10 protein-coding genes are annotated in these 9,822 nt (G+C 73.6%); 4 read left to right on the top strand and 6 right to left on the bottom strand.

The genetic code is table 11. The features are described from left to right. A partial coding sequence (locus EAO70_RS29010; protein WP_261993106.1) for a C40 family peptidase occupies positions 1–429 on the top strand: 429 nt, incomplete at its 5' end. Positions 430–506: 77 nt separating this feature from the next. Here EAO70_RS29010 and EAO70_RS29005 read toward each other — a convergent pair. Both EAO70_RS29005 and EAO70_RS29000 read right to left on the bottom strand, forming a co-directional pair. Further along, positions 507–1,223: a LuxR C-terminal-related transcriptional regulator gene (locus EAO70_RS29005; protein ID WP_148005820.1), complete on the bottom strand. Its 717-nt coding sequence runs from the start codon at positions 1,221–1,223 to the stop codon at positions 507–509. Continuing rightward, positions 1,220–2,482, bottom strand: coding sequence for an ATP-binding protein (locus tag EAO70_RS29000; protein WP_148005819.1), 1,263 nt, complete (start codon positions 2,480–2,482; stop codon positions 1,220–1,222). Before EAO70_RS29000 ends, EAO70_RS29005 begins: the two co-directional genes overlap by 4 nt. 251 nt (positions 2,483–2,733) lie before the next feature. Here EAO70_RS29000 and EAO70_RS28995 point away from each other — a divergent pair, with 251 nt between their 5' ends. Together EAO70_RS28995 and EAO70_RS28990 are read left to right on the top strand one after the other, a co-directional pair. Continuing rightward, entirely contained in the window at positions 2,734–3,987 is a 1,254-nt protein-coding gene (locus tag EAO70_RS28995) for a PspC domain-containing protein (RefSeq protein WP_261993105.1), read from the top strand. Then, a complete protein-coding gene (locus EAO70_RS28990; RefSeq protein ID WP_148005817.1) occupies positions 3,974–4,234 on the top strand; it encodes a hypothetical protein in 261 nt (86 codons plus the stop codon). The genes EAO70_RS28995 and EAO70_RS28990 overlap by 14 nt, the downstream gene beginning before the upstream one ends. Here EAO70_RS28990 and EAO70_RS28985 read toward each other — a convergent pair. From EAO70_RS28985 to guaA, 4 genes are all read right to left on the bottom strand, one after another. Then, positions 4,144–4,740, bottom strand: a complete 597-nt coding sequence (locus tag EAO70_RS28985; protein ID WP_148005816.1) for a DoxX family protein — start codon at positions 4,738–4,740, stop codon at positions 4,144–4,146. The two genes, EAO70_RS28990 and EAO70_RS28985, sit on opposite strands and share 91 nt — an antisense overlap. Before the next feature lie 105 nt (positions 4,741–4,845). After that, positions 4,846–6,078, bottom strand: a complete 1,233-nt coding sequence (locus EAO70_RS28980; RefSeq protein WP_187284087.1) for a hypothetical protein — start codon at positions 6,076–6,078, stop codon at positions 4,846–4,848. A gap of 177 nt (positions 6,079–6,255) precedes the next feature. Further along, the gene (locus tag EAO70_RS28975; protein WP_148005814.1) at positions 6,256–7,044 is read right to left on the bottom strand and encodes a class II aldolase/adducin family protein; all 789 of its coding nucleotides are present in this window, start codon (positions 7,042–7,044) and stop codon (positions 6,256–6,258) included. Between the two features lie 137 nt (positions 7,045–7,181). Beyond that, positions 7,182–8,774 (bottom strand): glutamine-hydrolyzing GMP synthase, encoded by a 1,593-nt coding sequence (guaA, locus tag EAO70_RS28970; RefSeq protein ID WP_148005813.1) that lies wholly within the window; start codon positions 8,772–8,774, stop codon positions 7,182–7,184. Between the two features lie 322 nt (positions 8,775–9,096). On the opposite strand from guaA, the gene EAO70_RS28965 reads away from it, so the two are divergent. Further along, positions 9,097–9,390, top strand: coding sequence for a chorismate mutase (locus EAO70_RS28965; protein WP_148005812.1), 294 nt, complete (start codon positions 9,097–9,099; stop codon positions 9,388–9,390). Positions 9,391–9,822 lie beyond the last annotated feature (432 nt).

Genomic DNA, 9,822 nt, shown 5'->3' with positions numbered 1-9,822 from the left:
GACCCTGCTCGCGCGGCGGCGGGGGCCGACCGGTCCTCGGGCGGCAGAAGCGCCGACCCGGCCCCGGTGACCGCCCCCGCGGGCCGGGCCTCCCAGGCCATCTCCTTCGCCCGCGCCCAGCTCGGCAAGCCGTACGTCTGGGGGGCGACCGGACCCTCGGGCTACGACTGCTCGGGCCTCACCCAGGCGGCCTGGCGGGCGGCCGGCGTCTCGCTGCCGCGCACCACGTACACCCAGATCAACGCGGGCCGGCGGGTGTCCCGCTCCCAGCTCGCCCCCGGCGACCTGGTCTTCTTCTACTCCGGGATCAGCCACGTCGGGCTCTACATCGGCGGCGGCCAGATGATCCACGCCCCCCGCCCCGGCGCACCGGTACGGATCGCCCCCATCGACGAGATGCCCTTCGCGGGAGCGACCCGGGTGGGCTGAGTATCCCGGGTGGGCTGAGCGGCCCGGGCAGGCTGCCCAGGCTGCCCGGGCAGCCCGCCCGGGCCGAGCGGTGCGGCTCAGACCAGGCGCCGGGCCGTGGCCCAGCGGGTCAGCTCGTGCCGGTTGGAGAGCTGGAGCTTGCGCAGCACCGCCGAGACGTGCGACTCGACCGTCTTCACCGAGATGTAGAGCTGCTTGGCGATCTCCTTGTACGCGTACCCCCGGGCGATCAGCCGCAGCACCTCCCGCTCCCGCTGGGTCAGCCGGTCCATGTCCTCGTCGACCGGGGGCGCGTCCGTCGACGCGAAGGCGTCCAGGACGAAGCCGGCCAGCCGGGGCGAGAAGACGGCGTCGCCCTCCTGGACCCGGAAGACCGAGTCGACCAGGTCGGTCCCGGTGATGGTCTTGGTGACATAGCCCCGGGCTCCGCCCCGGATCACCCCGATGACGTCCTCGGCGGCGTCCGAGACGGACAGGGCGAGGAAGCGCACCGGGTCCTCCGCCGCGCTCATCAGGCTCGCGCAGCGCCGCAGCACCTCGACCCCGCCGCCGCCCGGCAGGTGTACGTCGAGGAGGACGACCTCGGGGCGGGTCGCCGTGATGACGGTGACCGCCTGGTCGACGTCGGCGGCCTCGCCGACCACCTCGACGCCGGTGACCTCGGTGCGGCCGATCTCGGCCTGCACGCCCGTACGGAACATCCGGTGGTCGTCGACGAGCACCACCCGCACCCGGCGCCCGGTGCCCGCCGCCCCCGCCTCGGTTCCGGTCGCGTCCACGGTCTCGTCGCTCATCCGTCCGCCCTCTCCATCTCAAGCTCCACTTCGGTGCCCCCGCCCGCCACGGACCGCAGCCGGGCGGTGCCGCCGTTGCGCTGCATCCGGCCGATGATCGATTCTCGTACGCCCATCCTGTCCTCGGGGACCGCGTCCAGGTCGAAACCCGGACCCCGGTCGCGGACCGAGACGAAGACCGTACGGCCCTCGACCTCCGCGTACACCTGGACGGCCCCGCCTTCGCCACCGTACTTCGCGGCGTTGACCATCGCCTCGCGCGCGGCCTGCATCTGCGCGACCAGACCCTCGTCGAGCGGGCAGTCGCCGACGACGACCACCTCGATGGGGACGCCGTGCTTGTCCTCGACCTCGGCCGCCGCCTTCTTCACGGCCTCCGCGAGGGTCTCCGGTTCCTCGTCCCGGCCGGTGCCCTCGGGCTTGTAGAGCCAGTTCCGCAGCTCGCGCTCCTGGGCGCGGGCGAGACGGCGGACCTCCCCCGCGTCCTCCGCGTTCCGCTGGATCAGGGTGAGCGTGTGCAGCACGGAGTCGTGGACGTGGGCGGCGACCTCGGCGCGCTCCTGGGCGCGGATGCGCAGGGTCCGCTCCTCCGTGAGGTCCTGCGACATCCGGACCAGCCAGGGTCCGGAGAGCAGGGCTATGCCGGTGAGGACGGCGACCGCGGCGGTGAGGGCCGTGCCGAGCTGCGCGACCGATCCGCGGACCACGACGAAGACGGCGAGGCCCGCGCCGACCAGGGCGACGCCGACCAGACCGCGGGCGAGCTGGAAGGCGCGCGTGCGGCGGCCGGGATCGGTCCAGCTGGCCCGCCGGGCGTTGTCCGCCTGGCGCCAGACCAGGGCGACACCGCCGCCGACGAGCAGCAGGGGCCAGACGTACCGGCCGGACTCGCCGTCGACGCTGATGTTCGCGACGAGGAGCGCGGCGCCTATCGCGAGCACGACGAGGGCGAAGAGCTGCCCCTTGTCGGGCTTGCGGAGTCTGCGGCGCCCGTCGGGGGTGGTCTCGAAGACGGGGCGCGGCGCGGTCCGGCCGCCGACGCCGAGCGGGACGACGATCCAGAAGGCCGCGTAGACCAGGATCCCGAGGCCGTCCAGGAAGCACATGACCACGAAGGCCGTACGGACCCACACCACCGGCAGTCCGAGGTGACCCGCGAGCCCGCGCGCGACACCGCCGAGCCACCGGCCGTCGGCGCTCCGGTAGAGCCTGCGCACGGGCGGTTCGTCGGTGTCGGTGACACGAGCGGCTGCGGACATGCCCCGATCGTCACACGCGCGGCCCGCCCGGGACATCAGGGTCGGCCCTGAGATCGTCCCTGGTACGCCTTCGGGGACGGCGGGGCGCCGAATATCAGGGTCGGGCCAGGGTCGGCCCCGGTGCCGCTCGGCAGCACGGGCCGTCACCATGGACGCATGACGAGTTCGATGCCTTCGCGGCACGAGGCCCCGCGTCCAGGTCGAAGTACCGGCCGAGACCGCCGCTGCGGCGCTCGCGCGGCAGCAAGGTCGTGGGCGGTGTCTGCGGCGGTCTCGGCCGGTACTTCGACCTGGACCCGGTGATCTTCCGGGTCGTGATCGGTGTGCTCGCGGTGCCGGGCGGCCTCGGGCTGATCTTCTACGGCTTCGCGTGGCTGCTGCTCCCGCTCGACGGCGAGGACGAGAACGAGGGCCGCAGGCTGCTGACCGGCCGCGTCTCCGGGAGCACGCTGGCCGCCGTGCTGATGGCGCTGGTGGGCTGCGGCGTCTTCCTGTCGATGCTGCACAGCGGGACGATGCTGGGCTCGGCCCTGCTGGTGGCGGTCGCGCTGTCGTCGGCGGCGATCTGGTCGCGGCACCGGCAGGCCGGCGCGGTGGAGGCGGAGGGACGGGCGGACGCGGCGACGGCCTCCCGGCCGGTCCCCGAGGCCCCGCCCGAGACGAAGGCGCCGCCGCTCGTCGAGTTCCCCTCGTGGTGGCGGGACCCGATCGTCAAGGACGGCTCGACGGGCAAGGTGGCCATCGGCTACCTGTGGGGGCCGCACGGCATCGTGGACAAGGACGGCCTGGTGGACGGCAAGGTGCCGAAGCCGGGTGGTCAGTGGAACGCCGGGCCGGACGCGCCCGGGCGTCCGAAGCCCTCGATCCGGCGGAGCCCGTACTCGATCGGCGGTCTCGTCTACCTCCTCGCGATGGCCGCGGCGGTCATCGGCACCTCCCTGACCTGGGAGAGCGAGCCGCTGGGCACGAGTCTCCAGACCGGCCTGGCCGCGGCGCTCGCGGTGTTCGGCCTCGGCCTGGTCGTCAGCAGCTTCCTGGGCCGCACCGGGTTCGGCACGGTCTTCCTCACCGTGATCACGGCGGGCCTGCTCGCGCTGACCACGGCGGTGCCCGCGCAGATCACGACGGAGTGGATCCGCGAGACGTGGCGGCCGGCGTCGGTCGCAGCCGTGCAGCCGCGCTACGAACTGGGGTCCGGCGTCGGCAGGCTCGACCTGACGGCGGTGCCGGTCCCGGCGGGCGCGACCGTGACGTCCTCGGTCGAGGTGGGCGCGGGACGGCTCGAAGTGATCGTCCCGAAGAACGCGGTCGTGAAGCTGCGCGCCCAGGTGGGACTCGGGGATCTGCAGCTGCCGGGCGAGCCGCCGGACGACATCGACATCGCGCCGGACCGCGATGTGACCCGGACCTTGAACCCGCCGGCCGGGACCGCCCCGGCGGGCACCCTGGTCCTCTCCCTCGAGATCGCCCTCGGACAGGTGGAGGTCACCCGTGCTGCTGCATGAGTTCCGGCCCGGCCGGATGATCGCCGGCCTCACGGCCCTGACCCTCGCCGGTCTGTACGCGGGCGACGCCACCGGGGCGTGGACGACCCCGTGGTACGTGGTGTTCCCGGTCCTCTTCGGCGGCCTGGGCACGGCCGGTCTGGTGACCTGGATCGTCTACCGGGTGCGGCGGCGTTCGGCGAGGAGCCGGTCGAGCGACAGCACCGACGTCCCGGCCAGCACCAGCGGCAGCCAGGCCATCAGATAGGCGAGGTCGTTGCCGAGGTAGTACGGGTCCACCTGCCAGCTCACGGTCAGCCAGAGGCTCAGGGAGATCAGCGCCCCGCCGAGGGCCGCCACCCGCCCGAAGAGGCCCACGAGGATCCCGAGTCCGACGGCGAGCTCGCCGAAGGCGATGGCGTAGCCGAAGCCGGCCGGGCTCTTGAGCGCGAGGTCGACGAGGGCGGGCACGGCCGAGGTGTCGCGGACGCCGGTCATCATCTCGCCGATGGAGCCCGTGCCGGAGGCGGCGAAGAAGGCGGAGTCGGTGAGCTTGTCGAACGCGGCGTAGACGAAGGTGACGCCGAGGAAGATCCGGAGGGGCAGCAGGGCGTAGCGGGAGCCGAGCGCCCTCCACCGGTCGAGCCGGCCGGCGTCCGGACCGCCGGTTCCGCCCGTGTCGCCGCGCCCGCCCGTGTCGCCGCGCCCGCCCGTGTCGCCGCGCCCGCCCGCGTCACCGGTTCCGTCGGCCGCCCGGTCCGCGTGTCCCGTCATCGTCGGTCACCTCTCCTCGCCCCGTACGCCTGCTCGCGGAACGATTCTCCTCGCACCTCCCGCGAAGGGATACGGGAAGGAGGGCCGGAGGGGTCAAGGGGGGGATCAATCCACGACGTCGATGGCGACCCGGTTGGTCTCGACGCCCGCCGCCGTCACCACGGAGACCTCCACCCGGCCCGGCTCCACGTCCACCGGCAAGGGCACGGTCAGGGTGCCGTCGGTGGGGTTGGCGAAGCCGCCGGGGACCGGGACCAGCGGCACATGGGCGTGGACCGCGCCGATCCGGACGACCAGCCGGGTCAGCGGGTCGGGGGCGCCCGCCCCGGCGGGGACGAAGCCGCGGCCGCGGATCTCGATGTCGTCGCCGGTGCGGATCGGGGCGTCGAGGTCGCCGGCCTCGCGCGAACGGACCACGGAGTGGATCGCGGGGCGCACTCCCTCGGTGCACTTCGCGGCGAGGTGCCAGACCGCGGAGAGGCCGACGAGGAGCACGAGCGACCAGGGCACGCCGGGGAGCCGGGTCGGATCGTGGGCGAGGGCGGCGCCGGTGAGGACGAGGACGGAGCCGGAGACGAGGACGTACTGGACGTCGGCGAGTGCGGCCCGCCCGGCGTCGTCGCAGAGGAGGTCGGCGGCGCGCGGCCGGTCGGCGGGCACCTTCTGGAGGCGGCGGGCCGTGATCCCGGCCGTGACGACGAGGCGGGCGGTCACGGTGACCGCCGCCACCAGGGCGAGGACGGTGAGCAGCCCCGCGCCGCGGGCGAGGTCGAAGGCCGCGGCGCCGGGGGCCAGGAGGGCGAGGAGGACCAGGGAGTAGCCGAGGAGGAGGAGCCAGCCGGCGGCGACGGCGCGGGTGGTGGAGAGCCGGTTGTCCTCGCCGATGAGCGGAGCGAGCAGACCGCCCCGGGAGCGGTGGGCGTGGGCTGCGGCGGTGAGCGGGACGGCGAGGAGCAGGGCGGTGCAGAGGCCGGCGGTGCGGGCGCCGGTCCAGCCGGCGCCGACGGCGGTGAGGGCCTGGCCGAGGAGCAGGGCGAGGACGGCGCCCCAGACCGCGGCGATCCCGCCGCGCCGCACCCGGTCGAGCCAGGCCGTGCCGGCCTCCCGGCCCTGGAGGGCCACCGCGCGGGCGGACTGGGCGAGTTCGTCGGAGACCCACTGGCGGGCGGCGAGCGGGGAGTGGGCGACGGCAGCGGGGACGCCGTGCCCGGCGGCGAGTTCGTCGCGCCGGGCGAGGAAGGCGGCGACGGCTCGCCGGTGTCCGCTCCGTCCGCAGTGGGCGCAGCCCGTGCAGGCCGTCGCGTGCTCGCCGTACTGTCTCGCCTCTGGAACCGCCACGCTGTTCACTTCCCGAGCTCACTCCCCGACACGCACCGGTGCGGCCCGATGAGGTCAACCAGCCTTTGTCTCAACGGAATTGTGTCGCACCGACGGCTTTCGCGCTGCCGCGTGCGCCCCGCCGGGGAGTGATTGCCGTGTCGTCGCATTGACGTACGGAAGGGTGAGGCGATGGTGTTACGACAGGAGTTCGGGCTCCGTGCGGCTGATCCTGCGCCAGAGCGGCTGGTAGTTGATCCAGGCCACGAGGTCGCTGCCCAGCTGTTCGCGGGTCGCGACGGCGTCGCGGTGGTCGATGAGGACCGGCTTCCCGGCGGCCCGGGCGGTCAGCTGCACCTGGGCGCAGCGTTCCAGGGCGATGAACCACCAGGCGGCGGCGTCGACGGAGCCGCCGACGGTGAGCACGCCGTGGTTGCGGAGCACGATGGCCTTGAAGGTGCCGAGCGCGAGGGCGATCCGGCGCCCCTCCTCGGGGTCCACGGTGACGCCGGTGTAGGCGTCGTAGAGGGCGTGGTCCTGGTAGAAGGCGCAGGCCTCCTGGGTGAGGGGGTCGAGGAGTTCGCCGAGCGCGGCGAGGGCCCGGCCGTGGGGCGAGTGGGTGTGGGCGACGGCCACGGCGTCGGGGCGGGCCCGGTGGACCTGGGCGTGGACGGTGAACGCGGCCTGGTTGACGTACTGCCCGCCCCGGACGACCTGTCCGTCGCCGTTGACCAGGATGAGGTCGCTCGCGGCCAGCTCCTCGAACGGCGCCCCGAAGGGGTTCACCCAGTAGCAGTCGGGGAGTTCGGGGTCGCGGGCGCTGATGTGGCCCGAGACGCCCTCCTCGTAGCCGAACCGCCCGAAGACCCGGAGCGCGCCGGCCAGCCGCTGCTTGCGGTGGGTGCGTTCCTCCTCGGCCGTCGCGTGGACGGGCGGCATGGCGAAGTGGAGCCGGTCGACGGGAACGGGGTCGGGTATCACGCTCATGCGCCGGAAGGTAACGCCCGGCCGGGCAAGTCACCAGAGTCCGGACGGCACGGAAGGTCCCGGACGGCGACGGAGCCGCCGCCCCGCGCGACGGACGCGGGGGCGGCGGCTCCGGTGGCCTCAGGGAGCGGGGGCGACTACTCCCACTCGATGGTGCCCGGGGGCTTGCTGGTGACGTCGAGGACGACCCGGTTGACGTCGGCGACCTCGTTGGTGATGCGGGTCGAGATCTTGGCGAGCACGTCGTACGGCAGGCGGGACCAGTCGGCCGTCATCGCGTCCTCGGAGGAGACGGGGCGCAGCACGATCGGGTGGCCGTAGGTGCGGCCGTCGCCCTGGACGCCCACCGAGCGGACGTCGGCGAGCAGGACGACCGGGCACTGCCAGATCTCGCGGTCGAGGCCGGCCGCGGTGAGTTCCTCGCGGGCGATGGCGTCGGCCTCGCGCAGCAGGTCCAGGCGCTCCTTGGTGACCTCGCCGACGATGCGGATGCCGAGGCCGGGGCCGGGGAACGGCTGGCGCTGGACGATCTCCTCGGGCAGGCCGAGCTCCTGTCCGACCATGCGGACCTCGTCCTTGAAGAGCTGGCGCAGCGGCTCGACGAGCTCGAACTCGATGTCGTCGGGCAGGCCGCCCACGTTGTGGTGGGACTTGATGTTGGCGGTGCCGGTGCCGCCGCCGGACTCGACGATGTCCGGGTAGAGGGTGCCCTGGACGAGGAACGCGACCTCGGGGCCCTCCTCCTGGAGGATCTCCAGCTGGGCCTGCTCGAAGACGCGGATGAACTCGCGGCCGATGATCTTCCGCTTGGTCTCCGGGTCGGAGACGCCGGCGAGGGCGGTGAGGAACCGCTCCTGCGCGTCGACGACCTTGAGGTTGACGCCGGTGGAGGCGACGAAGTCCTTCTCGACCTGCTCGGTCTCGCCCTTGCGCATGAGGCCGTGGTCCACGTACACGCAGGTGAGCTGGGAGCCGATGGCCTTCTGCACCAGCGCGGCGGCCACGGCGGAGTCGACGCCGCCGGAGAGGCCGCAGACGGCGCGCTTGTCGCCGACCTGGGCGCGGATGGCCGCGACCTGCTCCTCGATCACGTTGCCCGTGGTCCAGCTGGGCTCGATGCCGGCGCCGCGGTAGAGGAAGTGCTCCAGGATCTGCTGGCCGTGCGTGGAGTGCAGCACCTCGGGGTGGTACTGGACGCCGTACAGCTTCTTCTCGTCGTTCTCGAAGGCGGCGACGGGCACGACGTCCGTGGACGCGGTGACGGCGAAGCCCTCGGGGGCGGCGGAGCAGGCGTCGCCGTGGGACATCCACACGGACTGCTCGACCGGGGTGCCCTCGAAGAGGGTGGAGCCGGCCCGGGAGACGTGCAGCTGCGTGCGGCCGTACTCGCGGGCGCCGTTGTCGTCGACGGTGCCGCCGAGGGTCTGGGCCATCAGCTGGAAGCCGTAGCACATGCCGAAGACGGGGACGCCCGCCTCGAAGAGCGCGCGGTCGAGGCGGGGGGCGCCCTCGGCGTACACGGAGGACGGGCCGCCGGAGAGGATGATCGCCTTCGGGTTCTTGGCCAGCATCTCGGCCACCGGCATGGTGGACGGGACGATCTCGCTGTAGACCCGGGCCTCACGGACGCGGCGGGCGATGAGCTGGGCGTACTGGGCGCCGAAGTCGACAACGAGGACTACGTCCGGGTTGGTGACGTCGGGCGCGGCAGCGGGGGTCGCTGATGACACTACGGCGGCCTTCCGGCGGTAGGAGGAGGGTCCCCCGAAGGGGGGTGCTATTTGTCGATTCTACCGGCGCGCCGGTGGCGCTTTTCGTCTCACCGTCCGAACCCGGATTGACCCCGGCCCGCCCCGGGGGTCCATACTGTCCGCATGCGCGAGCTCACGACCTTCGTCTTTATCTATGGCAACCGGCCCACCGGCTGCCATGGTCGTGCTGCTTGAGCAACTGACAAGCGACTTCCCAGGCGCCCCGGGCTGACAGCCCGGGGCGTTCTGCGTTCCCGGGCCGGTCCACCCCAGGGCGTCCGACACCCCAGGAGCCCCGCCCATGACGACGCACACCGCCACCCCCGAGAAGACCGGCGCCCGCACCGACGAGGCGGCGACGCTGATCGGCGGCGCCCGCGAGCGCATCGACGCGCTCGACGACCGGATCATCGGTCTGATCCAGGAACGGATGGCCGTGTCGGCCGTCATCCAGGAGGCCCGGATCTCCTCCGGCGGCCGCCGGGTGAATCTGAACCGCGAGATGGAGGTCCTCGGCCACTACCGGGACGCCCTCGGCAAGCCGGGCACGGCACTGGCGATGACGATGCTGGAGCTGTGCCGGGGGCGCATCTGAGACCGGAACTGTGCCGGGGGCGCGCCCGAGGCCTGAGCCGCGCCGGGGCGCATCCGGGGATGCGCCCGCGTGTCCGGGTGCGTCCCCGCATCTGAGTTCGGACCCGCTCTCACCCGTACGGCGCGTGACCGGCTCCGGCCCGGCTTCGTTGGTCCGTGTGTCCGTGCCAGCCAGGGGCGGGCCGCAGGAAACCACGCGTGGCTTCGCTGGGGCGTGTGGCGCACCTCCGGTGCGCCGTGGGACCTCGCACCAGCGCTTGTGACCGGGCAGCAGGGGACAGCAGCCCGGTCACCCAGAAGGAGCGGTCGACCCCGGGGACGCTCGGGGTCGGCCGCAACCGGACCGTCCGGCCGCGGCCCCCGCGACCGCCAGCACCGTGCGAAGCTCCCGGCGCCGCCCCGCGGCGGCCGGGGATCCCGAACCCGCCCCGTC

This window comes from Streptomyces sp. adm13(2018) (assembly GCF_008042145.1).
Classification (GTDB): Bacteria; Actinomycetota; Actinomycetes; order Streptomycetales; family Streptomycetaceae; genus Streptomyces.
Note: the sequence above shows the minus strand (reverse complement) of the source record. Positions and strands in the feature narration are given on the sequence as shown.